This window comes from Bacillus sp. LBG-1-113 (assembly GCF_020708615.1).
GTDB lineage: Bacteria > Bacillota > Bacilli > Bacillales > Bacillaceae > Bacillus > Bacillus mojavensis.
On sequence record NZ_JAJFDG010000001.1, the window covers coordinates 877,569 to 901,375 of the forward strand.

The following is a 23,807-nucleotide window of genomic DNA, read 5'->3' on the forward strand; positions in this document are numbered from 1 at the left end:
AGGCCCCTGTTTTCATAATATATGCACGATGCCTTTAGGCTGCATAATAGATATGCCCAAGCCTCATAAAATGGTATGATAATATTGGAAAATAAAAGCAGGAGACAAGGTGCGAAAAATGAAACTGGAACGTATGTTAGCGATGGTGATGTTATTAATCAGCAAAAAACAAGTGCAGGCTGCTGATCTAGCTGATTTATTTGAAGTATCAGTCAGAACGATTTACCGAGATATTGATACGATCAGCAGAGCGGGCATTCCGATTGTAACCTCACAAGGCGCCGGGGGCGGGATCAGTGTGATGGAAACGTATCGGCTTGAAAGAGAGTGGCTGAAAGAAGAGGAGCTATTTGCTATTGCTTCCGCTTTGCAGAGCATCTCATCCATGTATGAACCCGCTTCTCACAGCGCGGCTTATCAAAAAATAAAACATCTCATACCAGACCAGGCCGCAGAGGCATTTAAGCGTGAAACGGAAAAATGGTTTATTGACATGACGGCATGGGGACAAACAGAGAACCAAAAGGCGCTTCGAGAAAACATCAGTGATGCAATCGATCGGTCGTCAACCATATCGTTTACATATACAAATGCAAACGGGGAAACACTTCTCCGTGAAACAGAGCCTTACACGCTGGTATGCAAGGCAGGCCGCTGGTATTTATACGCCTACTGTCTGGTTAGAAACGATTTCCGCTTTTTTAAATTAAGCCGCATAAAAGATATGACTATTTTACATCAATCATTTATGAGAAAAGACATACAGCTGGAGACTCTGCCCTGGGATGTGAATTGGTATCGAAAGGATCGTTTAACTGAGCTGGTCATCCTTGTTCAGCCCGGGGCACGTCAGCGTATAAGTGAATGGTTTGGAAGTGATAGCCTTCAATTTGATGAAAATGAAGCCTGCCGAGCGGTGATATCCCTGCCCGCGGATCAATGGCTGATTGGTTTCTTGCTGCAATTTGGCAAGGATATTGAGGTCCTGGAACCTCTTCATATCCGGGAAAAGGTAAAAGAAACGATTTTTCATATGCAAAAAATATATGAAACCTGACACAATGCTGTCAGGTTTCTTCTTTTATAATCTAGGTAAAAAGGAGGTATCATATGAACTATTCACAAGTTACACATTTAGAACAAAAGCGTTTTTCAGGACTGTCCCAAAGAACAAGCAATGCACTGGAAATGACAGAAAAAAGACAAATTCCGCTCTTATGGAATCGATTTTGGCAGCAGGATACGAGCGTGTTACTCCCGCCTCATAAAAAGGATCAGAGCATTATCGCTTTATACTCTCATTACGAACAGCAGGAGAATGGGTTTTACACATTTTCTGTCGGCGCTTTTACCGAGCATAACGACATGCTTCCGGAACCGTATGAAGATATATATTTACCGGCTTCCGCTTATGCTGTTTTTACTTCAAAAATCGGTCCTATTGAAGACGTTGTACTCGAGACGTGGAAGGAAATTTGGACTTGGGACAAGCGGCATTTGCGTACGTTTTCGGGAGACTTCGAACAGTATGATCAAAGTGCGCTTTCACCGCAGAGGGCGCAGGTGAAAATATTTGTCGCCATAAAATCAGCATAACACTCTTGAAAAACTAATGGTATTAGTTAATAATAAAACTAACACCATTAGTTTTTTATTCAGGAGGAGTTATCATATGAGAATGATTCAGAATCAAACTGTGCGGCAGCTGACGTTTTATCCGGCATTATTTCCGGTCAATTGTTATCTTGTAGAGGAAGAAAATGAAGTAACCTTAATTGATACTGGTCTTCCGAACAGCTATAAAGGGATTATCCAAGCAGTGAATCAGCTGGGAAAACCACTGCAACATATTTTACTGACTCATGCGCACGGTGATCATGTCGGTTCGTTGGATGTACTGTCCCAAGCTTTTCCTGATGCAAAGGTTGTCATTTCCGAGCGTGATTCATTTTTGTTAAAAGGTGATGTTTCTTTGCGGAAAGATGAACCGCAGACGCCTATAAAAGGAGGAATTCCAAAAAATATCAAAACAAAGCCTGACGTTTTGCTGGCGGGTGGCGAAACAATCGGTTCTCTCCTTGCGATTTCAACCCCGGGTCATACCCCGGGAAGCATGTCGTTTCTGGACACAAGAAACGGAATTGTAATAGCTGGGGATGCATTTCAATTACGCGGGGGGATAGCCGTTTCCGGCCAAATGAGATGGACATTTCCTTTTCCTGCCTTCGCCACTTGGAATAAGGAGGCTGCTGTAAGAAGTGCGGAACGGCTCGTTGACAAGGCGCCGAGCTGTCTTGCGGTCGGACATGGTCATTTCCTTGCTTCACCTGAACAGTCGATGAAATTAGCCATTCAAAAAGCAAAGAAAGGGGTTTGAACATGTCACCGAGAGCAGGTTTACATCAAAAGATGATTATAGAGGCGGCGGCAGAGATTGCTGATCAGGAAGGAATAAACGGCGTGACGCTAGCCGCACTCTCTAAAAAAATGAATGTACGGCCCCCGTCTCTATATAATCACATAAGCGGGCTGCAGGGAATCAGAACAGAGCTTGCTGTCAGCGGTTTGACAAAACTTTTTGATCAGATGGCTGATTCCGTCAAAGAACAGAAGGGGGAGTCCGCCTTGCTATCTTTAAGCGATGCATATGTTTGGTTTGCAGTTGAAAATCCGGGTTATTATGAAGCGACTTTGCTTAAAATTCAAGATGAAAGAGCTGAATGCCTGTCAAACCAGATTGTCCGGCTTGTCGCGAAACTGCTTATTGACAGCGGTTATGCAAACGAACAGAATGTGATTCATGCAACAAGAGGGCTGCGAAGCTTGCTGCACGGATTCGCGACTTTAATCGGAAAAGAAGCGTTTGAACTAAAGGAAGACATTTCAGACAGCTTAGCATTTTCAATTCGATTATTCCTATCGGGTCTGTCGATAAACAATAAAAATATTATGTAAACCAAATAATTCATGTCTTATATTTCTGAATATTGTATAATATATCTTGCAGTATAGATAAGGGAGAGGCAAGAGGCTATGCATGATATTTACAAAATTGAGCAATTAGCGGCAGCATCATGGCCGTCTTATATTCAAAAGAGAATGGGGAAAAGGCTTCTTAGAGCGAATTTTAGACATCGGCGGATATGCCAGAAGGAGATTACCAAATAAAAGTTTAGGCCTGCCTGTTTGTATTCAAATCAGTGACGCATCACCGGAAGGACTGGATGATGCATTGGCAGACAGCGGATATGAAAAGATAGATGAATGTTTTCAAATGACAGCATCCTGCTGCGATATATTAGATCGTACGTTTGACAACAGCCGATTTACATATAAATGGGAGCAGGAGCCATCGTCTTTATGGATTGATGATTTTATCCGATTGGAAGAATTTTCACTAGAACGGCATTGCGGCTATACAAGCATTTTAAAACGGATGCAGCCGTGTAAAACCTTTCTCACTATGTATGACCAAGGCGGCCTGACAGCAGTGGGCACGTCCTCCGTTATCGATGGCTATGGCAGACTCAGCAACGTTGTTGTAGCAAAGGAACATAGAGGAAAAGGGGCAGGGACTCAAGTCATCAGGGCTCTGACTGAATGGTCAATGAACAATGGAGCTAAGTATATGTACTTGCAAGTGATGAAAGAAAACTCAGCCGCCGTTTCTTTGTATGAAAAAATCGGGTTCTCGCCTATATCGGAACACCATTACGGGATCAAAAAGGAGGATGGCTGATGAATTCGCTTCAAGAGATTATCTGTGAAAAACGGACATATACACGCCTTTATTCCTCACATAAGCACGCGTACAGCCAATTTCTTTTTCCCCTTGAAGGGAATATCGATCTTGAAACAGAGGAGCGTCAGGTCAAATTAAAGCCGGATCATTTTTTATACATTCCGCCAGAGTGCGAGCATCGGTTCCGCTCTATTGGCAGAAATGAATGTCTTGTGCTGGATGTGCCGCTTCATGCGATGAAAATTGAGGAGTATCATGCAGCCGCAGGGATTGAAGCTGCAATCGATCCTTTTTGGTCATCGATCAGGCACTTATTAATAGAGGAAGCAAATACACGCTCAGCACATACGCTCCATCTGCTTGTTCAATACATAAAAGAAAAACTGCAAACCCATACTCATGCTTCAATCTCATACATCCATAGCCATTTGTCTGAGCCGCTGACAATACAAAAGCTGGCGAAAATTGAACATTATCACCCAGCTTACTATTCAAGCTGGTTCAAGAAACAGACCGGAAAATCCCCTCAAGCCTATATAGCTGACCTCCGTCTCGAGGAAGCGAAACGGATGCTGATTGAGAAAAATGAAACACTGACTGTTGTGAGCCAATCGCTCGGCTTTCAAAACCTTTCTTCTTTTACAAGATGGTTTGCAAAAAGTACAGGTGTATCGCCCCGAATATACCGGAACACCTTTCATTCGGATAAAAAAATATGAGCTTTTGGTTAAACAATTAACAAGTGTCTCTTTTAAAATAGTAAGAAAAAGGAGATATAATGATGGCTGTAATTGAGGATTTTGAAAAATTGGATATCAGAACTGGGACCATTATCAAAGCAGAAGAATTTCCTGAAGCAAGAGTCCCGGCGATTAAACTGTTCATTGATTTTGGAGAAGAGATCGGCGTCAAACAATCAAGCGCGCAAATCACAAAGCGCTACCGCCCAGAAGAACTGACCAACTCACAAATTATCGCTGTCGTGAACTTTCCGCCGCGCCGAATCGCAGGTTTTAAGTCCGAAGTGTTAGTCCTCGGCGGCATTCCCGGCCAAGGTGACGTCGTCCTGCTTCAACCGGGACAACCGTTACCAAACGGAACAAAAATCGGATAACACAAAAAAGACGTTTGCCTAAGAGGCAAACGTCTTTGCGTATTGAGGCGATGCACCACACGCCACATTCGTGTGTGCCGCAAAGGGCATGTACATCGGCTTACACAATTCAGCTCATCGCTATATGAATATAGCATGGTGGGGGAGGAATTGCAAGGGTTACTTTGCGTTATTGTGATTAAATTTGTTGTAAAACGTGTCTTCTTTTGACGAAATTTGTCGAAAATAATCAAAAATCGTCTATGATTACTGTATTATTGTTAATTTGTATGACAATAATTGGTTCTATCCTTGTCATCAACAATCGCAATGTGACTTAACTGTGACCCGTACTGTGACCTGAGTGTGATCTGAAACACCGTTTTGTGAAAGTGAATAAATGCTGTTAAATCAACGAAAACGTACTAAATGATAAGGTGAATACAGGGGAGTAGTGTGACCTGGATTTTTAATTCAGTTCTTTTTTTATGCACAAAAAAATGCCTATCTAGAGATCATAGGCATTAAATATTTTTATCAATATCTTCATTTATTTTTTGGCTAAGTTTCTGAACCTTCTCATTAACATTTGAAACAGCTCTTTTTTGAATTTCATCAAAGTTCTCCTGAATATAGTCCATGACACTTCTTATTAGAACTTCACTTTCAAAATTGAATATCTCATTTATTTCTGACTGTTCTTCATCTGTTAGGTGATGGTATTGAAAGTTGTTTAGCATTTACTTCAGCAGCTACATCAATCCTAACTTAGTTGTTCTGGTTGTACAATTTCATATTCACCTTCTGCATACTCTTGCTCCGCATAATGGCTTCCCCATTGACAGAGCTCCTGCAAGATAGGTTTAAGAGATTCTCCAAGTTCAGTGGATGAATATTCAACCTTCGGCGGTACTTGATTATACATCTTTCTGCTCACAAGTCCACTGGCTTCAAGCTCTCTAAGTGTTTGAATCAGCATTTTCTGAGTTATATTTGGGATAATGCGCTTTAATTCACTCGTTCTCTTTGGTCCATTCATTAAAAAGTATAATACAAGGCCTTTCCATTTTCCACCAATCACTTCCTTTGTCACTTCAAACCCACAGCTAAATTTTTTCATGTCTAAAGCTCTCCATTCCACATTTATTACTTTTTAGTTACTATATCACAAAAAAGTGGGTACTTCCGATAATGTGCTTACTGAAGGATACTATATCTTGTAAGTTGTTCTACAAGTACTTAAAGGTACTAAACATAAAATAAAATTAATTCTAAAGGAAGTGTTAAGTATGGGTAAATTTGAAGGTAAAATAGCGCTTGTAACGGGTGGAACAAGTGGGATTGGTCTTGCTACAGCACAAAAATTTGTAAACGAAGGTGCATATGTTTATATCACGGGACGTAGACAAAACGAACTTGATAAAGCTGTTAACCAAATTGGCAAGAACGTAACCGGTGTTCAAGGTGATATTTCTAAGCTTGAAGACTTAGACAAACTATATGACATGATAAAGCAGGAAAAAGGTAAGTTGGACATTCTTTTTGCTAATGCAGGCACCGGCAACTTCCTTCCATTAGGTGAAATTACTGAAGAGCAGGTTGATAGAACGTTCGACATTAACGTTAAAGGAACCATCTTTACTGTTCAAAAAGCGTTATCACTATTCCCGGACAAAGTAGGTTCTATTATTGTAACGGGCTCTACTGCTGGATCAATTGGCAACCCAGCGTTTAGTGTATATGGAGCATCTAAAGCAGCATTAAGAGCACTAGTTCGCAACTGGATTCTTGACCTAAAAGGTACTGAAATCCGTGTAAATGTGGTTAGTCCAGGAGTTATTCTTACACCTGCATACGATGAGCTTTTTGGTGATGCACTTGAAGGAGCAATGGAAAATACCAGAAATACTGTTCCAGCTGGAAAAGTTGGGACACCTGAAGAAGTAGCAAACGCTGTATCTTTCCTTGCTTCAGACGAAAGCAGTTACTTGACGGGTGTTGAATTGTTCGTAGATGGCGGGCTAGCACAGGTATAATTTCACTGCGCAGAGATTACAAATAGTCCCCAAAAAAGGTTAATGGGGATTTACTTGAAGAAGTCGTATAAAAAAGTCGTTTTCCTTAAAGGACAGGGAATTCGACTTTTTTATGTTTGAATTTGATTAACGTTGTAAATTCGCATTTTCCTGGAGCTACCACTAAATGACCTGTAAAAAAGATTACTTTGTGAATAAATGTACTTAAAGTAACGGGGGCGTTAGTTGAAGAACAAACAACACCGTTGTTGTAGTAAATGAGGTCATTTGTTGTACAAAAAAAGATAGTTGAATACAGGCATTTTCACCCTGTTCATCTATCCTCTCTTTTTGTTTATAAAATAACTTTTAATTAATGCGAAGAAAATACCAGACGGAACAAGAAAACCGTTTACTGGCCAAAAGATAAGTCCCCCATGGCTAAATAAAGAAAAGTATGAAGCGTATGAAATAAAGGGGAAGGTAAAGGCGAAGGGGAAAGTTAAAGATGTAAGCCGAAGAGTGTATACTATGAAAGATATAGATATTAATCAAAAAACAGAATTCGGCGTTACAAATCTTCAACTAATGAAAAACGGGAATGCCCCTTATGCAAAAGATGGCACACAGATTAATTTACATCACTTGATTCAAGAAGAACCTGGCCCAATGCTTGAAATCCCGAACAGTTTACATACAAAATATAGTGATGTCATTCATAAGCTTAAGTCTGATGGTGAAAGTTTTAGAAATGATAAGGATTTAAAAGCCCAATACGAAAGCTTTAGAAAGAGATATTGGAAGTGGAGAGCGAAACAATTTGAGAATGAGAATTGAGGTGTTTAAATGATCAATTCAAAGGTGGAAAACTTTATTAATGAAAATAAACAAATGCTATATTTACAGAAGGCGCAAGTCATGAAAACATTGATCGCATTGAAGAAACCCTCCGATGCAATCTTCCCAATAGCTATAAATGGTTTTTAGAAAAATATGGTGCTGGTGGTTTATTCGGTGTTTTAGTTTTAGGCTACAATTTTGATCATGCATCAGTCGTAAATAGAACTAAGGAATATAGAGAACACTATGGCCTTACTGTTGGACTTGTAGTTAAGATGTTGACTACTTTGCTAACTGTCTAGATACGAATAAAATGAAAGACGGAGAATGCCCTGTAGTTGAATGGGATAGGGTAATCGGTTATCAAGGTACTGCTGCAGAAAGCTTTATTGAATTTTTTTATAATAAGATTCAGGAAGCGAAAGATGACTGGGACGATTAAGCAAAAGTATTGCTATAGCGCAATAGAAGACTTGAGTTGCACATCCTCAATCTAAATAAAATAATGGTTTTATCCATAAAGCAATTGTATTGCAAATAACATTGCCATCTGGTTATAATTAGGGAAAGATAATATAATTATTTTTTGCATGTGCTTAATGGAAGTGCATAAAATAAAAAAGACTAGGGTGTTGGCGCACCCCGGTTTTGTACAAAAAGCTGCCCATCAAAGGGCTTGCTCGATGTGGTTTCTTGGTAGACCTATCCCTTCAGGTTCTGAGGCTCAAGGGAGGTCTATTTTTTATTTATATACGTCAACAGGGCGATTATAAACGACCCGAATGCAAGCATCATTAATGCCTGGAATGTTGACATAACATCACCCCCTTTCGTTAGGGGATGAGTAAGACTCCCTTCAGTGAGCAAATTTAGTGTACAGGAAATATTATATTATACATAAATCCCCTTGCTGTTAAAAATTCACAATATACTGACAACGGGCATGTGAAAGAATTTCTATCAACATCATTTATATTTGAAATGGCAGACACATATGGTAGTTTGCGACTCGCAAAATTCAATGTGCAGTCCTAATTCAACTATTGAGTAGGATTGTTAAAAAGTGTTGATTTGTTGTTTTCAGCAATCGGTCTATATTCCTGAATAGAAATTTAATAACTGTAGGATTATTAAAAACGAAAAGTGAGGATTGTATATGAAGACTGTTAGTGAAGAAATCCAAGATTTATCCATTACATCCTTGGAGTCAACTTTTAGCAAACTTTCAAATGCTTATAAAAGCGCGACAGAAAAAGGTTCAAACACAACTCTTGTCAAAAAGAGACTAAACGCAGTAAAAATTGGTTTGGAAAGCCTAAAAGGTACTTGGAACGGCGACGATTTTTGTTATGAACAAGAAATCATATTGACCTCTAAAGAAGTTCTACAAGATATCATTCCTTCTATAGAAAAACAAATAGCAAAAGCAAAAGAAGGCAGTTCTCAAAAAACATTAAACGAGCGTCGCTTAACTGCACTAAAACTGGCAATCGAATCTTTAGAGAACCGTCTTATATAAGACAGTTAATTGTTCCAGAATCGGGTGCGTTACATAAACAAACAAGATTGGAGGAAACCCTGTTTTTTAATGTGGCTAATGGTAGCGGGAAATTAAAAAAGAACCTGGTGAAATTGCCCAGGTTCTTTTTATATTGCACAAAAATAGACACGGTGATATAATCATGCTACGTGCGCTTTATTAATAAAAGTTATAGTTATCCATCTTGTATTTTCATTATATCATGCTGTAAAGCTCTTGTCAATTTTTATTTTTGAAGGGGAGATGTAGAATGAGTTCTTTGGTTCTTGGTTTTCATGAAATTGAAAAAACACAGCATTTGCTTGTTGGAGGAAAAGGGTTAAATGTAGGTGAATTATCAAAAATTCAAGGTATACAAGTACCAGAAGGATTTTGTGTCACAACAGTAGGATATCAAAAAGCCATCGAACAAAACTTAACGTTACAAGTGTTGTTGGATCAATTGGCCGTGTTAAAAGTTGAGGATCGAGATCAAGTTGGTAAAATCAGCAGGAAAATTCGACAAATCATTATGGAAGTAGAAATTCCTTCCGATGTTGTGAAAGCAGTTGCTCACTATCTCTCCCAGTTTGGCGAGGAACATGCCTATGCCGTGCGTTCGAGTGCGACTGCTGAAGATCTACCACATGCTTCTTTTGCAGGTCAACAAGATACCTATCTAAATATTATCGGCAAAGAAGCGATCTTGCAGCATATCAGCAAATGCTGGGCTTCCCTATTTACAGAACGAGCAGTAATCTACCGCATGCAAAATGGATTCGACCACAAACAAGTTTATTTATCCGTTATCGTTCAAAGGATGGTTTTCCCTCAGGCTTCGGGGGTTTTATTTACCGCTGATCCGATTACCTCTAACCGAAAGGTGTTATCCATCGATGCCGGTTTTGGACTTGGTGAAGCACTGGTTTCTGGCTTCGTATCTGCAGATTGTTATAAAGTGCGGGAAGAGGAAATCGTTGAGAAGAGGATCGCAACCAAAAAATTAGCTATCTATGGAAGGGAAGAAGGCGGAACAGAGACTAAGCAGATTGAACCTGATCGGCAGATGTCTCAAACACTCACTGACGGGCAAATTCTACAGCTGGAACACATTGGAAGGGAGATCGAAGCTCATTTCGGCCAGCCGCAAGATATCGAATGGTGTTTGGCTGATGATACGTTTTATATTGTTCAGAGTCGGCCGATCACTACTTTATACCCGATCCCTGAAGCGAATGATCAAGATAATCACGTCTATGTATCTGTTGGTCATCAACAAATGATGACAGATCCCATAAAACCTCTTGGATTGTCTTTTTACCTGTTAATTACTCCTGCGCCTATGCATAAAGCCGGTGGAAGGTTGTTTGTAGATGTTGCACCTAGGCTGGCTACACCTGTCGGCCGAAAAAATTTATTAAATACCATGGAATCCGATCCGCTTATAAAAGGTGCACTTATGACCATAATAGAGCGAGATTTTATTAAATTGTTACCAAATGATCAAACGGCACCGATTTTGGGCAGAAGTCATACAGATATGCTGGCACAATTCGAGAACGATCCGACAATCGTTTCTGATTTGATTAAGCGTAGTCAAGCATCAATAAAAGAGTTAAAACAAAACATTCTAACGAAATCGGGATCGGATTTGTTTGATTTTATTCTGGAAGATATCCAGGAATTAAAGAAGATTTTATTTGACCCGCAAAGTTCGGCTGTTTTTATGGCTGCGATGAATGCCTCAGCATGGATCAATGAAAACATGAACACGTGGTTAGGCGAAACAAACGCAGCTGATACGCTTTCTCAATCTGTACCGGGTAATATTACGTCGGAAATGGGTCTGGCGCTAATGGATGTCGCGGATGTGATTCGCCCATATCCAGAAGTGATTGATTATTTGCAGCATGCAAAAGAAGATAACTTTCTGGATGAATTGGTTAAGTTTGATGGAGGAAGGGAAACCAAAGACGCTATCTGTGATTATCTAAGCAAATACGGGATGCGATGTGCCGGAGAAATCGATATTACGAAAGCTCGTTGGAGTGAAAAACCAATTACACTTGTCCCGATGATTCTTGGTAACATCAAGAACTTTGAGCCTAATGCAGGCAATCGAAAATTTGAGCAAGGCCGCCAAGAAGCTTTAGAAAAAGAACAAGAGTTAATAGGTCGATTGAAGCAATTGCCAGATGGTGAACAAAAGGCTAAAGAAACCAAACGAATGATTGACCTCATTCGGAACTTCATTGGGTATAGAGAGTATCCCAAATACGGTTATGTTAACCGTTTCTTCGTTTATAAGCAGGCTTTACTGAAAGAAGCTGAGCGACTCGTTCAAGCTGGCGTTATCCATGACAAAGAAGATGTGTACTATCTCACTTTTGAAGAACTTCACGAAGTCGTACGCGCAAACAAACTTGGTGATCAGATCATCAACAAACGAAAAGAGGATTACAAATTTTTCGAAAAACTAACCCCTCCGCGCGTTTTTACGTCTGATGGTGAAATATTCTCCGGTGAGTACAAGCGAGAAAATTTGCCGGCTAATGCGATTGTAGGTCTACCTGTTTCTTCCGGAGTGATAGAAGGAAGAGCGCGTGTCATTTTAAACATGGAAAATGCCGATCTGGAAGACGGAGATATATTAGTCACCTCCTTTACCGACCCTGGCTGGACACCATTATTTGTATCCATAGAAGGTCTAGTCACCGAAGTTGGGGGACTGATGACCCATGGATCGGTTATCGCGCGTGAATATGGCTTGCCGGCAGTTGTCGGAGTGGAAAACGCAACCAGACTAATCAAAGACGGGCAACGAATTCGCGTGAATGGAACAGAAGGATACATTGAAATATTGTAATGCTTAAATCAAATTAAAAATCACTGTCAAAGTGGACGGTTATTCTTTTATCTTCTTGAGCAGCGATAACGATACTTAGTGAATGATGAATATTGATGGTATGCTACACACATTGAGTTCTTAGCTATTTTCGACAAGATCAGAGAATCAATGAAATATACACGAAATGTAAAAACATTACTTTAATATAAGAAAAGCCGGAACCCAATGAATGGAGTGGGAATCCGGTTTTTTTATGTGAAAAATACTTGGCATGCGAAATCCGCATTTTGTTGGCGGAACACCTTTAATTGATGAATCTTATTTAGATGCAGGAAAAGAAGATCCTGAAGAAATGGCCAAAGCAATCCAAAGCAGCATGTGGAGAGAATTTGGTTTGATGTGCACAGTAGGCATTGGAGATAATATGTTGCTAAGTAAGCTTGAACTTGACCTGGAGAGTAAGAAAACGAAGAGTGGCATTGCACGTTGGAGATATGAAGATGTGCCAAATAAACTCTGGAAGGTTCACCCGTTGTCTAAAATGTGGGGAATAGGAGGGAGGATGGAAAGAAACCTGAACCGAATGGGGATATCAACTGTAGGTCAGTTAGCTAATTTTCCCTTAGAGTTGCTTGAGAAGAGATTTGGAATAATGGGGAACCAGTTGTATTATCATGCTCATGGAATCGATTTATCTGAAATAGGAGCTCCACTGATGCAAGGGCAGATTAGTTTTGGCAAGAGTCAGATTTTGCTTAGGGATTATACAAAGAGAGAAGAGATTAAAGCCGTTCTTTTGGAGATATGTGAGGAAGTCGCAAGAAGGCACGTAAGCATGATGAAGTTGGTCGAACAATCAGCGTGGGAATTGGATACAGTAAAGAAGAGCTTGGTGGTGGATTCCATCGATCCAAAACAATTGATCTTTCCACAATATCACGATGGACATTTATAGATGCTGCCTGATGCTCTTTAATAAGTTTTACTTGGGTAAGACAGTGAGAAGTATTTCTGTCACGTTATCAAATATTGAGGGTGATGTTCATCAGCAGTTGAGTTTATTTGAAGTGGATAACGAGAAGAGAAGGAAGCTTGGGTTCGTTATGGGTGGAATTAGAAGCAAATACGGATCGAATGCGATACTAAGAGTAGTCTCTTAACACACCCGCAGGGACAGCGCTTCATAGAGCTGGGCTTACTGGGGACATAAATCATAAAATAAAAGCCCACTCAAAGTATGAGTAGGGCTAGATTAATGAATCAACCTTTTTTAACCTCCGACAGGCCTTTCAGCTACCTGGATGTTAGATGGTGAATCTGTACTTAATTGCGTTAAAGCTACCCCACTTAAAATTACAGCTAAAATAGATACGCAAAGCACAAGTTTTTTCATAAGATTCCCTCCACCTGGTTCATTTTCTGTTCAGCCCAAATTTTCGCATTGAAAAAGCTTGTTGCTTCTTCAAAAGCACCTATTGATTCAAACCTTTTTGCAGCGATGTAGGACAATTCATCTACACTTTCAAGTTCATTTTGTTGTTTTAAAAACTCAATATTACTATTACAATTATTAAAATTATTTTTTAATTCCCCACAATAAAGGTTATATAAGATGCTAATTTTGGCTTCGTATACTTTATTCTCCATTAATATGAGTCTTTCCTGTGCTTTATTGTAAAAATTAATGGATTTCATTTTTTCGTCAATTTTAAAGAGTTCTTTAATCATCATGAATAAAGAATTTATATAATAAATTGAATGTAACCAAGATTCATATCCTATTGCTTTTTCAAGAGATTCAATGCATTTATCAGGTTTGTTCCAATCAGAATAAACGATACTAAGATTGTGGTATAATTGAGCTTTCAAAAATTCATCTTTTGTTTCTTTTGCAATATCAATTGCTTCTAAATAATATTTTTCTGCTTCCTCAAAGCGTTTCATATCAGCATAGTTTGCAGCTGCAATCATTGTTGATGTAGCTAGTTTGCATTTATAATCAGGGTGTCGCTTATATATTGAAATTGCATTTTTTATATAGTGTTGTGCCACAATGCTTTGTTTAACAAGAGTGTATAAGTAAGAGAAGTGTATAAGTAAGAGACTTTAGAGTAAAATTCAGCTGCTTCAATTTCATCCGGAATTTCTGCAAGCTTTTTCTCAGCTAATCCATATAAGTTAATTGCTCGATCATAGTTTTTGTTGTATGCCTCATACATTGCTTCAAATAAATAAAAGTTGTATTCTAATTTATCATTTGTTTTTTTAATGAAGTTTTGATTGTCTTCAGTAAAATAGGTGTGCTTTTGCAAAGGTTCTCCTCGTGAGGAATGCAGCAACATTTTATGTCTTTCTTCTAATAGACTATAATACGCGAGAACTTCTTGATCTTCTTCCATATCATCAAAAAGTTTTTTTTATCTCTGAATAATATTTAATTGATTCATCTACCTTTTGTTTTTTTATAGCAATGTACCAGTCATTCAGTGTAGTAGCGACAACTTCTGCAGCAATCTTACTCATTCAAACCCCTCTTTCTGAATATTTCAAAAATCTCTAGAAAACAATCATAACATAATCATTGAAAAAAATGTAAAAGGGTGTAAAGTTTTTGGCGATTTTTCATTTAAATACCCTCCTCAATTAAGAGAAGGGTAGGGGTTTTATCTCGGTGAATCATATTCTATTGCTTGTTCCCTATCAGAATTTCCTGAGTTGTTTGTGAATAAGGGTAGTGTTTTAGAGGTTATTGATGTCTTTTTATCGAAATAAAGACTAAGTTTAAGTATTTTGAGGGGAGTTCCTTTATGCATATAACAACAAAAAGGTTATTAATACGTGAATTTAAATTCAAAGATTGGAAAGCTGTATATGAGTATACATCAGATATTAATGTTATGAAGTATATACCAGAAGGGACTTTTACTGAAGAAGATGCAAAAGAATTTGTAAATAAAAACAAGGGTGATAACGCTGAAAAATTTCCTGTAATACTAATAGATGAAGATTTCCTTATAGGGCATATTGTTTTTTATAAGTATTTTGGTGAACATACATATGAAATTGGGTGGGTGTTTAATCCGAATTATCAAAATAGAGGATATGCTTCTGAAGCAGCACAAGCGATCTTGGAATATGGATTTAAAGAAATGAATTTACATAGGATTATAGCTACTTGTCAACCTGAGAATATTCCCTCATACCGAGTTATGGAGAAAATCGGAATGAGAAGAGAAGGCTTTTTCAAAAGATGTATTCCACGAGGCAATGAATGGTGGGATGAATATTACTACGCTATTTTAGAGGAAGAGTGGAAATGAACGATTAAGGATTTTTAAGTATTGCTGATGGAGCAGTATCTAAGAGAGTTGTTGGATAAAGTCTGTACTTACTTAAACATTGAGATGCATGAGTTATTGATTTTCCAAAAAGCAAGATCATAACAATATCGATCACTCAGAAATAAATGGTATACTAAAGTTACAAGGTTGGGAAAGAATTACAAGTTTTCTAACAGTGTGCTTTCAAAAATTTAATATTATATAGTGAATATTTGGTGTAGTGTTAATCCCAATGTTTATAGCAGCTTATACTCCTGATATAAGCAACTTTATTAGAAATATATTTAAATAAAACTACAATTTAAAAGAGAACGGAGACTTGCCTTCAATATGAATGTTAAAAAAACTGCAGCTGTTTTTTCAATCACTATTCCAACTATCTCAGCTATCTTAATTATTAATTTTTTTACTGGAGTTATTTCAATACCATGGCAAGGTATGCCGGTGTTTTTTCCATTAATACTTTCCCCTATGGGGATCATCTTGGCGTTGGTCTCAATAAAGGCAAATAAACGGTGTGCTGTATATGGAATAGTCTTAAATGCAATTATGTTTCCATTTCCTTTTTTCTGGTTTATAGGCGGGAATTTGTTATTTGGAGTTTGACGAAAATGGACGAAGATTTGATCAATTGCATAACTGAATTACAATTCTTTTTAGAGTGAGTTATTTTTTTGGAGGTTAAGAGTTTTGAGTATTAATAAAAAAAATTTGGCTATATACGGTCTTACACTAGCGCTCTCATGCATTACATACGGAATTATCATTGGGTTTTATGGTTTTGTTTACTCCAATTTCGAACCTTGGATGCTGATAACCATCTTTATCATACCATTATATGCATTTATCCCATATACAATATTTGCTGTTCCGTTGCAAATTTTACTTCGAAAAAAAGTAAAGAAATTCAGTGTGCAGTACTTATTAATTTATATCGTAGTAGCGCTAATCGCATTATTCTTGTTTTCCTTAGCGAGTGATCCATCTTATGTGCTTAGTGAGGTTAAACATGTGAGCTTTTATTATTTGAGTTTTGTAGCAGCAGCGGTTTACTGGTTCTGGGATTCAGTATTTATCAAGAATCAAATTAAATAATGGATTTAACAACGTTTACAACAAGTAAGAAGGCTGCTGATCCAAACAGTAAATATCCAGACAGTTTTTGTTTGTTTAATATCGCTTCAACTCCGACTACTGATAAAAGGCCTGCAACAAATAATTGAACAACCAGCAACAACAATTCATCTTGATTAAACAGTGAGTATACGCACAAGAATAATGCAATGAAAGAAACTGAAAATTTTGCAACTTTTAGCAAGGTATCACTCCTTATGCAGTCATGAATTAACCTTAACACGATGACGTGTCTTAATCCGAGACGCAGGCACTTCTGAAAAAAGATATGCTCTTGTTGGTGTTAAAGCAACTGTGATTGGAATGGAGATTATCAATATTTTTGATGGTGAAGCAGTTGTTCCTACTATTAAAATACGGAAATAGGCACAGAATTTAACTGAAAAGAGCATTAAATTAAATGCTCTTTTTTCATACCACAATGCCGGCATCTCGCAAGAATACACCACTTTTTACTGAGCTTTTGAACAGAGTGTAATCGCAATGTCGCATCTGCCATACTTTACATCAGGCTACTCCTTGTAATCATAACCGATTGAAGTAACATACCCATTTGTTTCATGCTCCTCTTCCAAAAGATTATCTACAAAATATATCCAAATTTCGAGTTATAGGGAGGAACAAATGATTTGATTAGCTTATTTTTTAATTATCTAGTTTGGAGTTGACCGGCATTAAGTTCATTTTTGTTGACCAGGATTATGATGAAGAGTTTAAAAAGAGATCATGAACCAAAAAACGTCAGCTGGAATGGAAAGAAATTTGGCCAATCTTTTTTTAAAAAAATAGGCTTAATGTGATTGCCTTTTTCATGTTAATCGGTTTGTTAATCATTAACAATGAGGATTACAAAATTATTTATAAGAGGTTGATTTATGCCTTTGGTTGATTATTTTTATGTACTGCAGTTTGAAAACAAGGAATACCTCAAATCATATAAGTTAGATGAGGACGGTTATTTGACATCTAGCGACCTTCACGAAGCTTCTAAAATGCATAATATGTTAGAAGTCATTGAAGTAGCAAGTGAGCTCAAATGAAATGTAATGTGCAATGTGAGGTAAGGGAAATTCAAGTTGTGACTCGGTAAGGGGTGTTCATGTGTATTGGATAGAGTGGATTGAAGGTGAGGAAAAGAAAAGCATTGTTGCTGAAGGATGGATTGAATGGGCTGCTATACTTGAAGAGTTGTATTAAAAGCGGTTTGAGTATGTTGATTGGACGGCTTTGAAAAGGAGTGAAATGACATTAAAAATTTAATTTTATTATCCAGTTTTTTCGGTATTACGCTATCAATTATAGGGCAATTATTTGGAGTCCTAACAGATTTCTTTATTCCAGGTATCGCACGGCTTATGGGGGTTTTAGCTGGTATACTAGTATTACTTAGCTTGAAGTCAAGAAACATAGAAATGCAGGCATTTATAGTGGGTTCAAGTACCTTGTTAGGAATAATGGGCGCAGGGTTTTTATATTTTCCAGCTGCGATTGTCAATGTCTTAATAGGGTTCAAGCTAAACAAAAAGTTAAAAGATGAAAACACTAAGCAGCAGATCTGAATAGACTGCTTTTTTGTTTAGTGTGACCATGGAAAATTGTAGTATAATAGTAATAAAATAATCATTTTATTCAAAATGAGTATTATATGGATTTGTGAATTTTACAGGCTCCATAACCATAAAACAAATGAAGTTGATTTCAAGTAATACAAAAGAGACTTCATTCTTAATGATTAGCTTTTTTCTAGGAGGAAGTTTATGGATTTACTTAATTTGACTTATATTATAGCTGCAATTATAGGAGTTGCTGGATTTGTAAGTTTATTGTGGTTCTCTTATTTAAATGACAAATCTGGAAAATAAAGCAGAATGAAAGAATTTGAGGATCAAGCAAATACAAGAGGTAATTTAAACTTCATAATTAATCATTAATATTGGGGATATAAAAATGAAATTGTATAGTGAATTTATAAATATAGCTAAAACGCTTAATAAAGAGTTAGACACTATTCCATTATTATATGGCTCTTTAGGTCTTGAAAAGGTAACTGGGTTGGACTTTTCACCAGAAGATATTGATATCCTTATTCCTTTAATTTTTTTGGAGGAAAAGTGGGGAAAACTAAAAAAAATCATGGAACTGCAAGGATACAAAATAGTTGATTTACATGAGCATGAATTTAGGAAAACTAATACTAAAATAGGCATTGCCTACATAGAGGATTTAAAACCATTTGCAGACATAGACTATAAAAACCTAGAGATTTTTGAAGATTACGGCGCGAAATATCATTTGCTAACTATTGATGATTACCTCAAGGTTTATAATAAGTCTTTATTAGATGGTTATAGAAGAACAAAGAAGAGTAATAAAGATCAAAGAAAAATTAACATATTGAATAAACTGATACAGTAAGAACTGAAGGCAGCAGGGAATATATCAGATTCCTAATTTTCAACATTTACATTGAAATAATTTATTCTGATTTATAAGTGGAAAGGGTGTTCTCTTTGGATCTTATGTGGATAGGAATTGGCTTAGTTGCATTGGGCTACTTTATCAGCGATGGTTTGAAAAACTTCAAAAACCATAAAGGAAGTTATTCAGACTATCCGACTTTGAATAAGGAATCGAATCTGCATTATCACCTTGGTTTAAGTAAAGTAGAGGTTAAAGAATTGCTAGAAAAATTCCCTGATGCTCCAAAGGTAGAATTGGAACAGTTGACTTAAAATCAGCGAAAAAGGTTAATACAACACCATTAAAAGCGAAAAAAGAATGGGAAATTGCACGTTTTGAATTATTGCATAATGAATAAGATTAATACTGCTTGATGCTCTTTCATACGTTTTACTCGGGTAAGACTGTGCGCAGTATCTCAGTCACACTATTAAATATTGAGGATGAGGTTAATCAGCAGTTGAGTTTATTTAAAGTGGATAATGAAAAGAGAAGGAAACTCGGGTTTGTAATGGATGGGATTAGAAGCAAGTATGGTTCGAAAGCCATTCTGAGAGCAGTCTCTTATACACCCGCAGGAACTGCACTTCACAGAGTTGGACTTACTGGGGGACATAAATCATAAAAATAACCCCCTCAATTTGGAGGGGGTATAAGAAAAACATATTAAGAAGTATGTCCTCTGCTTGCAATTTCATACGAATGACCATCAGTAAAACCAATACTGGCTGTATGTCCTCTGCGTGCTTCTTGGACATCTTTTTGATTGTTAGTTAAATAAATGCTTACAAATCCAATTAAAACAATGGCTAAAATAAAGACAGATGCATGCTTAAGTTTCATAAAGACAATCCCCTCTCTGAATTTGTTTACGGGCATAAAGCACTTTCTCATAATAAGCAACAGCCACTTTATGGTCTTCTTTTTCATTGTAATACTTCGCTGCATCTGCTGCTAAATCCTCCACGTCTGAAAACATTGACTTTAATTCTAAATAATTTAGAATCGAATCTAATTTTCCTTTGTCGTTATCTACATATAGGGCATGAATGAATTCAAACATTTTGGCCATGATCTCATCGTTTAAATCTTCGGACAAAGACAGACCATGTGCACACCAAGAAATTCCCTCGGAATGATTTCTCATTTTAAATATGGTTTTTGTCAACATAAGTAAGATGTCTAATAAACGATTTGAATGCTCATACCCATTATCCTGGTATACTCTAATACCCTCCTTAAAGTACTCAGCCGCCTTTTCATAAGCTTCCTCAGCAAATGAACATAAGCCAAGATTGTACAGAGATGATCCGATTAATCGTGACATATCGATTTTTCTTGCTTTAACTAGAGCATCTTTAAAATGAGGGATCGCTTTTTCAGGGAAGTCCATATCCAAATAGTTTAGACCGATGACAAATGAGCATTGAATAACTCTTACAGTGTAGTTTTCATGTGCTTTATAACTATCGATTGCTTGAACAATGTGATGCATCGACATATGAGTTTGCTTCATATGATAATAAATTTCTGCAACTTTGTAGTGGAATTCTGCTCGTTCAATCTCATCTGCAACAAGTGATAATTTTCTCTCGGCTTGCTTATAGAAGCTTATGGCATTAAGATATTCGTATTGTTCAAATTCATACATTCCACGGAAAAAGTTAAAATAATATTCAAGAATTCCTTTCAAATCAGTTTGAGTACTTTCGATCTTTTCTAATAAATCTGAAATTTTAGGGCGTTCTTCGTTCATTGTTTTTGGTTCAAGGTAATCCAGCATCAATTGATGGCGAAAACACATGAGAGAATAGTAAAGCAATAAATCTTGGTCTTCCTTCATATGTCTTATTTCTTCCTCGACCTCAGCTTTCAATATTTCCGAATCTGGGACACTAAACAATCTTATGTATTTATACCACTCATTTATTTTCACTCCGACATTAGAAGAAGAGATCATCTGCTCCAACACAAGCCCTCCTATATGAAATATCTAAATATGTAATATTTTATCATATTTAAATGAATAAGGAAGATTAATATTATCTTAAAAAACGGAAAAACAAGAGATGGATAGGGGGTTTTTTTTTGGTGAATCATATTCCAATGCCTGTTCACTATCAGACATTCCTTGAGCAGTTGGGCCAACAATATGATCCATTGGTTAAAACAGTTAGAAGGGCATTAAATTTCTCTGTCAAATCGTCACCATATACAGTCAAATCATATTTCCTCTACGATTAACAGGCTTATCATAAAAATTTAAAAAGAGCTGAAAAAGTAGTAAACATAAGGATTTTTGATGCTTTATAAAACATAAACATGATGTTCACTTGAACAGAGGAAGTTAAGGAAATTTAAATACTTGTGCAAAGGGAGAAACAATAATTTAGGAAGAGCATTTTTCTGAAGGGATAAAAAAAATGAAGTATTAATCATATACATATGAATAATCAATCCAGAAATCAGGAAAATTAACGAAAAAATTGTGAGGAACTTTCAATGAAACAATTTATTTTAGTTTTATCCTTATTAAGTATGATTGTTGCCTATCCCCTTCAAACAAACGCGAGTCCAATGCCTTGCAGTGTAATACTGGAGCCGGTAAATAAAAATCTTAAAAATGCTAAAGGTGTAGCATTAATCTATAAGGTGCAATTGAACCCGCCGAGTGCTGCCAGAACCAATATAAGCATTCTTGCTGTCCATCTTCCTGCTCCTTCTTCTTTTGGAAATTACGACAGTTACGAAGGATTTGCTACTATACCAGGTGAGATTAGTTGGCGGTTTAAACTTTATCCTACTCCTGAGGAAGAGAGCCCTAGTTGGGCGGGAAGGTTTGACTTAATTACAGCCGAAATGAAGAATGTTAAAGTTCAAGTACGTCTTTTTAATTCTAGAACTCAACAGTTGGGGCCAAGTGTATTAACGAATAATATTCAATTTTGTGATTAGAAGTTATTTGAGGGCACAACAGTGAAAATAAATTTGGATTGGGTTGAAGTGGATGATTAAATCGATTATTTTGTCTAAAGAGAAACCGATAAGCGGAGAATCAAATAAAAAGGTAGTCGCAATTTATGACTATAGGGATGAACCAGAGGAAGCTTTTTGGGTGCACTTATCAAGGGGGGGACGATCTGTTTTTAGCCAAATGGTGAGGGGGCGTTGTTGTACGAATAAACTTAAGGTTCTAGGCACAAATATTTCAATCATACTCGAGAAGAAGTTCTTGAGGTTAAAAAAGGGAGCTAGAAGCCCCCAATTGCAATCTTTATATTCGTACACCTTCGTAATGGCCAATCCAATGTCCTTCTGAGACTTTTGTAATCCTTTTAAATACCAGCGGATTCCGTCTTTTTCAAATGTGTTGGCAAAAATACCTGTAGTGCTAGGTAAATCCCATGTGATAGCTTGGGCTTTAAAATCATCATTTGTAACATTTGCAATTCCCTGATGCGGGCTTGTACTTGCAGCGAAGGCTGGGAAATGCTGAAACAAGTTCTTTGGGTTGCGCAGCGAGAAACAGAGGAAATGGAACCTGAGAAATTTGAATATTACTTGTGATTTCATACATAAGAGACCACAAGGCAAAGAGTTAAAACTCTTTACCATGAGGTGTTTTTCTTAACCGATTCGCAATAAGCTTCATTAAATTCACTGCAATAGATACCAATACAATGATCAAAGCGATCTCAAGTAAGATGATAAGTCCAATATTTACGTTGTGGCTATCAAAGTAATCACCGGTCAAGGAAAGGAGCTGATAAATACCTAGCATTAGAATTATAAAAATTGCTCCTAATGCTATTAGAGATTTTTTAGAGAAATCCTTAGCATGTTCGAAATTATAAATCATTAAGAATACAAATAGAGAAACCATAGCAATTTCATGAGTCAACGAATCACTTGCTGAAAACCCTTGAACAATTAAGGAAACAATTAATCCAATTATTCCGATTCTTTTATTCAAGATATCACCTGCTTTTATGATCCTATGTGTCAGCTTACCAATTAAAGGGGAGTTTCTCAAGAAGATACTCTTTAAACTTAACTTAAAATCGTGATGTTATTTAGATTTCAAGGAGCTGAAAAATGAACTCTCTTTTATATGGCATTCATATGGCTGCTTTCATTAATAAAGATGAAATGAAACTTGGAATAAAACATTTATTTAATAGAGAGTAACTAATTAATCTATGTACTAAATTTTCATTCAACTTTAAAGGGCTTATCAGTAAAGAGTTATGTAACGGAGAGATTAAACTCTCATATTCATCAGATTCAGATTTTACTTGTTTCATAGAGTGGAACTTACTTCGTTCTGCATGTCGCATGAATTCCATAAACCCAGCTGCAGTTCCATCAGGGTAAGACAGAAGGAATGTTATATCCTTCTTGGTGTAGTCGGTTATGAGTACTTCAGTGTAATCGTAATTGATCACTTTGAGCTAATTATGAGAACGTTTATTAATTTCATAAGGGGGATCAGCTTTCTTGATCACGATTTCCTTTAAATTCTTTTCTTTGGCCAGGTTGAAGGAAGCGAGTCCGTTTTCCTTTGACTGTCCGTCTTTGTAGATAACATTGAAGAAACAGTAACCAATCTTATGATCTGATTTTTTGGACACGAAACGTTCCATTACAGCTTCAAAGTCACCACCTGGGGCAGCTAAAATGACTTCACAATCTCTAATATATATATCCTTTATATGAAATGGTTCAAATGGGGATTAATCGCAGATATTGCTCCATCAGATTTAGAAACAAGAATTGCGATTCTACGAAAAAAGGATTAGGTTATGATGAAATAAG

General features: G+C 37.0%; 26 protein-coding genes and 14 pseudogenes. 27 read left to right on the top strand and 13 right to left on the bottom strand.

Annotated elements, in window-relative coordinates:
• The first annotated feature begins 118 nt into the window (after positions 1 to 118).
• The 7 genes and pseudogenes from LJF29_RS04810 to csaA all read left to right on the top strand — a co-directional run bounded on the left by LJF29_RS04810 (position 119) and on the right by csaA (position 4,856).
• Positions 119 to 1,057: a helix-turn-helix transcriptional regulator gene (locus tag LJF29_RS04810; RefSeq protein ID WP_229147580.1), complete on the top strand. Its 939-nt coding sequence runs from the start codon at positions 119 to 121 to the stop codon at positions 1,055 to 1,057.
• Positions 1,058 to 1,110: 53 nt separating this feature from the next.
• Positions 1,111 to 1,596, top strand: coding sequence for a GyrI-like domain-containing protein (locus LJF29_RS04815; protein ID WP_229147263.1), 486 nt, complete (start codon positions 1,111 to 1,113; stop codon positions 1,594 to 1,596).
• A 76-nt stretch (positions 1,597 to 1,672) separates the two neighbouring features.
• Positions 1,673 to 2,377: an MBL fold metallo-hydrolase gene (locus LJF29_RS04820; RefSeq protein WP_029441312.1), complete on the top strand. Its 705-nt coding sequence runs from the start codon at positions 1,673 to 1,675 to the stop codon at positions 2,375 to 2,377.
• Between the two features lie 2 nt (positions 2,378 to 2,379).
• On the top strand, positions 2,380 to 2,955 hold the full coding sequence (locus LJF29_RS04825; protein ID WP_229147264.1) for a TetR/AcrR family transcriptional regulator: 576 nt from the start codon (positions 2,380 to 2,382) through the stop codon (positions 2,953 to 2,955).
• Positions 2,956 to 3,033: 78 nt separating this feature from the next.
• Positions 3,034 to 3,739: pseudogene (locus LJF29_RS04830) on the top strand (GNAT family N-acetyltransferase).
• Entirely contained in the window at positions 3,739 to 4,461 is a 723-nt protein-coding gene (locus LJF29_RS04835) for a helix-turn-helix domain-containing protein (RefSeq protein ID WP_229147267.1), read from the top strand. Before LJF29_RS04830 ends, LJF29_RS04835 begins: the two are co-directional and overlap by 1 nt.
• 62 nt (positions 4,462 to 4,523) lie before the next feature.
• Complete coding sequence (gene csaA, locus LJF29_RS04840; protein ID WP_010334556.1) at positions 4,524 to 4,856, top strand: chaperone CsaA; 333 nt, start codon at positions 4,524 to 4,526, stop codon at positions 4,854 to 4,856.
• A gap of 503 nt (positions 4,857 to 5,359) precedes the next feature.
• Here the strand turns inward: csaA and LJF29_RS04845 are convergent.
• Together LJF29_RS04845 and LJF29_RS04850 are read right to left on the bottom strand one after the other, a co-directional pair.
• Complete coding sequence (locus LJF29_RS04845; RefSeq protein WP_229147268.1) at positions 5,360 to 5,575, bottom strand: hypothetical protein; 216 nt, start codon at positions 5,573 to 5,575, stop codon at positions 5,360 to 5,362.
• A 23-nt stretch (positions 5,576 to 5,598) separates the two neighbouring features.
• Positions 5,599 to 5,955: a winged helix-turn-helix transcriptional regulator gene (locus LJF29_RS04850; RefSeq protein ID WP_022553431.1), complete on the bottom strand. Its 357-nt coding sequence runs from the start codon at positions 5,953 to 5,955 to the stop codon at positions 5,599 to 5,601.
• Between the two features lie 169 nt (positions 5,956 to 6,124).
• Between LJF29_RS04850 and LJF29_RS04855 the strand changes: the two genes are divergently transcribed.
• The 3 genes and pseudogenes from LJF29_RS04855 to LJF29_RS04865 all read left to right on the top strand — a co-directional run bounded on the left by LJF29_RS04855 (position 6,125) and on the right by LJF29_RS04865 (position 8,132).
• Positions 6,125 to 6,871: an SDR family NAD(P)-dependent oxidoreductase gene (locus LJF29_RS04855; protein WP_015239743.1), complete on the top strand. Its 747-nt coding sequence runs from the start codon at positions 6,125 to 6,127 to the stop codon at positions 6,869 to 6,871.
• Between the two features lie 345 nt (positions 6,872 to 7,216).
• Positions 7,217 to 7,687: pseudogene (locus tag LJF29_RS04860) on the top strand (HNH/ENDO VII family nuclease); the annotation flags it as partial.
• Positions 7,688 to 7,696: 9 nt separating this feature from the next.
• Positions 7,697 to 8,132, top strand: a pseudogene (locus tag LJF29_RS04865) (SMI1/KNR4 family protein).
• Positions 8,133 to 8,425: 293 nt separating this feature from the next.
• Here the strand turns inward: LJF29_RS04865 and LJF29_RS04870 are convergent.
• On the bottom strand, positions 8,426 to 8,506 hold the full coding sequence (locus LJF29_RS04870) for a putative holin-like toxin (RefSeq protein ID WP_229147581.1): 81 nt from the start codon (positions 8,504 to 8,506) through the stop codon (positions 8,426 to 8,428).
• Positions 8,507 to 8,846: 340 nt separating this feature from the next.
• On the opposite strand from LJF29_RS04870, the gene LJF29_RS04880 reads away from it, so the two are divergent.
• From LJF29_RS04880 to LJF29_RS04890, 3 genes and pseudogenes are all read left to right on the top strand, one after another.
• Positions 8,847 to 9,209 (top strand): hypothetical protein, encoded by a 363-nt coding sequence (locus tag LJF29_RS04880; RefSeq protein ID WP_229147271.1) that lies wholly within the window; start codon positions 8,847 to 8,849, stop codon positions 9,207 to 9,209.
• Positions 9,210 to 9,480: 271 nt separating this feature from the next.
• Positions 9,481 to 12,075, top strand: coding sequence for a phosphoenolpyruvate synthase (gene ppsA / locus LJF29_RS04885; protein ID WP_229147272.1), 2,595 nt, complete (start codon positions 9,481 to 9,483; stop codon positions 12,073 to 12,075).
• 289 nt (positions 12,076 to 12,364) lie between these two features.
• Positions 12,365 to 13,302, top strand: a pseudogene (locus LJF29_RS04890) (DNA polymerase thumb domain-containing protein); the annotation flags it as partial.
• A 25-nt stretch (positions 13,303 to 13,327) separates the two neighbouring features.
• On the opposite strand, the gene phrK reads toward LJF29_RS04890, so the two are convergent.
• Positions 13,328 to 13,450 (bottom strand): phosphatase RapK inhibitor PhrK, encoded by a 123-nt coding sequence (gene phrK, locus LJF29_RS04895; protein WP_004399440.1) that lies wholly within the window; start codon positions 13,448 to 13,450, stop codon positions 13,328 to 13,330.
• Positions 13,447 to 14,580, bottom strand: a pseudogene (gene rapK, locus LJF29_RS04900) (response regulator aspartate phosphatase RapK). The gene phrK and the pseudogene rapK overlap by 4 nt, the downstream one beginning before the upstream one ends.
• 284 nt (positions 14,581 to 14,864) lie before the next feature.
• Here rapK and LJF29_RS04905 point away from each other — a divergent pair.
• From LJF29_RS04905 to LJF29_RS04920, 4 genes and pseudogenes are all read left to right on the top strand, one after another.
• Entirely contained in the window at positions 14,865 to 15,377 is a 513-nt protein-coding gene (locus tag LJF29_RS04905; RefSeq protein WP_229147274.1) for a GNAT family N-acetyltransferase, read from the top strand.
• A 27-nt stretch (positions 15,378 to 15,404) separates the two neighbouring features.
• Positions 15,405 to 15,516: pseudogene (locus tag LJF29_RS04910) on the top strand (XRE family transcriptional regulator); the annotation flags it as partial.
• A 212-nt stretch (positions 15,517 to 15,728) separates the two neighbouring features.
• Positions 15,729 to 16,004 (top strand): hypothetical protein, encoded by a 276-nt coding sequence (locus tag LJF29_RS04915; protein ID WP_229147276.1) that lies wholly within the window; start codon positions 15,729 to 15,731, stop codon positions 16,002 to 16,004.
• A gap of 84 nt (positions 16,005 to 16,088) precedes the next feature.
• Positions 16,089 to 16,493 (top strand): UPF0715 family protein, encoded by a 405-nt coding sequence (locus tag LJF29_RS04920; RefSeq protein ID WP_229147278.1) that lies wholly within the window; start codon positions 16,089 to 16,091, stop codon positions 16,491 to 16,493.
• On the opposite strand, the gene LJF29_RS04925 is transcribed toward LJF29_RS04920, so the two are convergent.
• Together LJF29_RS04925 and LJF29_RS04930 are read right to left on the bottom strand one after the other, a co-directional pair.
• The gene (locus tag LJF29_RS04925) at positions 16,486 to 16,716 is read right to left on the bottom strand and encodes a hypothetical protein (RefSeq protein ID WP_229147280.1); all 231 of its coding nucleotides are present in this window, start codon (positions 16,714 to 16,716) and stop codon (positions 16,486 to 16,488) included. The two genes, LJF29_RS04920 and LJF29_RS04925, sit on opposite strands and share 8 nt — an antisense overlap.
• A gap of 207 nt (positions 16,717 to 16,923) precedes the next feature.
• Positions 16,924 to 17,107: pseudogene (locus LJF29_RS04930) on the bottom strand (hypothetical protein).
• Positions 17,108 to 17,190: 83 nt separating this feature from the next.
• Between LJF29_RS04930 and LJF29_RS04935 the strand changes: the two are divergent.
• The 7 genes and pseudogenes from LJF29_RS04935 to LJF29_RS04965 form a co-directional block, all read left to right on the top strand.
• Positions 17,191 to 17,404: pseudogene (locus tag LJF29_RS04935) on the top strand (hypothetical protein).
• Positions 17,405 to 17,407: 3 nt separating this feature from the next.
• Positions 17,408 to 17,622 (top strand): annotated as a pseudogene (locus LJF29_RS04940) (hypothetical protein).
• An 11-nt stretch (positions 17,623 to 17,633) separates the two neighbouring features.
• Positions 17,634 to 17,726 (top strand): annotated as a pseudogene (locus LJF29_RS04945) (hypothetical protein); the annotation flags it as partial.
• 53 nt (positions 17,727 to 17,779) lie between these two features.
• Positions 17,780 to 18,091 (top strand): hypothetical protein, encoded by a 312-nt coding sequence (locus tag LJF29_RS21220; protein WP_229147582.1) that lies wholly within the window; start codon positions 17,780 to 17,782, stop codon positions 18,089 to 18,091.
• A gap of 388 nt (positions 18,092 to 18,479) precedes the next feature.
• On the top strand, positions 18,480 to 18,947 hold the full coding sequence (locus tag LJF29_RS04955; RefSeq protein WP_229147282.1) for a hypothetical protein: 468 nt from the start codon (positions 18,480 to 18,482) through the stop codon (positions 18,945 to 18,947).
• Between the two features lie 95 nt (positions 18,948 to 19,042).
• Positions 19,043 to 19,264: a DNA-binding protein gene (locus tag LJF29_RS04960; RefSeq protein ID WP_229147283.1), complete on the top strand. Its 222-nt coding sequence runs from the start codon at positions 19,043 to 19,045 to the stop codon at positions 19,262 to 19,264.
• Positions 19,265 to 19,359: 95 nt separating this feature from the next.
• Positions 19,360 to 19,617: pseudogene (locus LJF29_RS04965) on the top strand (UV damage repair protein UvrX); the annotation flags it as partial.
• A 41-nt stretch (positions 19,618 to 19,658) separates the two neighbouring features.
• Here LJF29_RS04965 and LJF29_RS04970 read toward each other — a convergent pair.
• From LJF29_RS04970 to LJF29_RS04980, 3 genes are all read right to left on the bottom strand, one after another.
• Positions 19,659 to 19,835 carry an aspartate phosphatase gene (locus LJF29_RS04970; protein ID WP_229147290.1) on the bottom strand — a complete coding sequence of 59 codons (177 nt, stop codon included), beginning with the start codon at positions 19,833 to 19,835 and terminating at the stop codon, positions 19,659 to 19,661.
• The gene (locus LJF29_RS04975) at positions 19,825 to 20,961 is read right to left on the bottom strand and encodes an aspartate phosphatase (RefSeq protein WP_229147291.1); all 1,137 of its coding nucleotides are present in this window, start codon (positions 20,959 to 20,961) and stop codon (positions 19,825 to 19,827) included. Before LJF29_RS04975 ends, LJF29_RS04970 begins: the two co-directional genes overlap by 11 nt.
• Positions 20,962 to 21,039: 78 nt before the next feature.
• Complete coding sequence (locus LJF29_RS04980) at positions 21,040 to 21,153, bottom strand: phage holin (protein WP_324255109.1); 114 nt, start codon at positions 21,151 to 21,153, stop codon at positions 21,040 to 21,042.
• Positions 21,154 to 21,494: 341 nt separating this feature from the next.
• On the opposite strand from LJF29_RS04980, the gene LJF29_RS04985 reads away from it, so the two are divergent.
• Entirely contained in the window at positions 21,495 to 21,947 is a 453-nt protein-coding gene (locus tag LJF29_RS04985; RefSeq protein WP_229147294.1) for a hypothetical protein, read from the top strand.
• Between the two features lie 52 nt (positions 21,948 to 21,999).
• Positions 22,000 to 22,125 (top strand): annotated as a pseudogene (locus LJF29_RS04990) (hypothetical protein); the annotation flags it as partial.
• Here LJF29_RS04990 and LJF29_RS04995 read toward each other — a convergent pair.
• The 3 genes and pseudogenes from LJF29_RS04995 to LJF29_RS05005 form a co-directional block, all read right to left on the bottom strand.
• Positions 22,077 to 22,607, bottom strand: a complete 531-nt coding sequence (locus tag LJF29_RS04995) for an LCI fold-containing protein (protein ID WP_324255110.1) — start codon at positions 22,605 to 22,607, stop codon at positions 22,077 to 22,079. The pseudogene LJF29_RS04990 and the gene LJF29_RS04995 overlap by 49 nt on opposite strands.
• Positions 22,591 to 22,965, bottom strand: a complete 375-nt coding sequence (locus tag LJF29_RS05000; protein ID WP_229147299.1) for a YoqO family protein — start codon at positions 22,963 to 22,965, stop codon at positions 22,591 to 22,593. The genes LJF29_RS04995 and LJF29_RS05000 overlap by 17 nt, the downstream gene beginning before the upstream one ends.
• A gap of 298 nt (positions 22,966 to 23,263) precedes the next feature.
• Positions 23,264 to 23,704 (bottom strand): annotated as a pseudogene (locus tag LJF29_RS05005) (ATP-dependent DNA ligase); the annotation flags it as partial.
• 9 nt (positions 23,705 to 23,713) lie between these two features.
• On the opposite strand from LJF29_RS05005, the pseudogene LJF29_RS05010 reads away from it, so the two are divergent.
• Positions 23,714 to 23,785 (top strand): annotated as a pseudogene (locus LJF29_RS05010) (hypothetical protein); the annotation flags it as partial.
• Between the last annotated feature and the right edge of the window lie 22 nt (positions 23,786 to 23,807).